Annotated in this window: 1 protein-coding gene; it reads right to left on the bottom strand. The window is 37.3% G+C overall.

The window, feature by feature from the left end:
- A partial coding sequence (locus N1032_RS25360) for a DUF5309 domain-containing protein (RefSeq protein ID WP_259543365.1) occupies positions 1-710 on the bottom strand: 710 nt, incomplete at both ends.

Below are 710 nucleotides of genomic sequence, written 5' to 3'. Positions count from 1 at the left end.
TTGGATGTATAATCTAACTGTGTAGTACCAGAACCAATCCAGAAATTATTTGTTGTATTGGTAATATTGATATTACGAATAGTCGGAGTGTAGGTAAGTTCTAAAATACCAGACGCCCACGGATTACGGTGCTGAAGGCTTACTTCCATCTCAACAACCCAGTCATCACTGGAACCTGTTTTATCCGTGCTATAAACAACTGGATTTCGCAGTACTCGCTGGAACCAATCATGCGGGTGGAAGAAATAGATTACAAATGGATCCATGTATCTATTAGGCAAAAGTGTAAACTCTTGACCCAATGGATCTGTAAATTGAGTCAATGCATTTGGTACTTCATCATCGTCATTCAAATAAACAGAAACTTTAGTGTGGTTTCCATTTTCAAAGAAATCACTGAAAGCTTTTGCATGAGATGGGTGAAACATAATTACATTTGCACGAGAACCTGCCATGTATAAGTTTTCTGTGATATCATAAATATCATTTTCAGTAAAACTTTCAGTGGTAATTTTCTTGTGGGTGATAGCTCCAGTATTTGGTTCAGCTTCGTCGATACCAGCAGTTAACTCATAGAAACCACTCATGAGCCTGGTGTTATTAACAGAACCATCATCTTTCTTCTGGAAGCTTAAAAATGTGTATTCTAAATCCCTTTTGATTTCCTTTGTAGCTTTCTCTAGCTGATATTCTAATTCAGAAGGACGTCC

The organism is Herbiconiux daphne, from assembly GCF_024979295.1.
GTDB lineage: Bacteria > Actinomycetota > Actinomycetes > Actinomycetales > Microbacteriaceae > Herbiconiux > Herbiconiux daphnes.
This window is presented reverse-complemented; position numbering and strand designations above follow the sequence as displayed.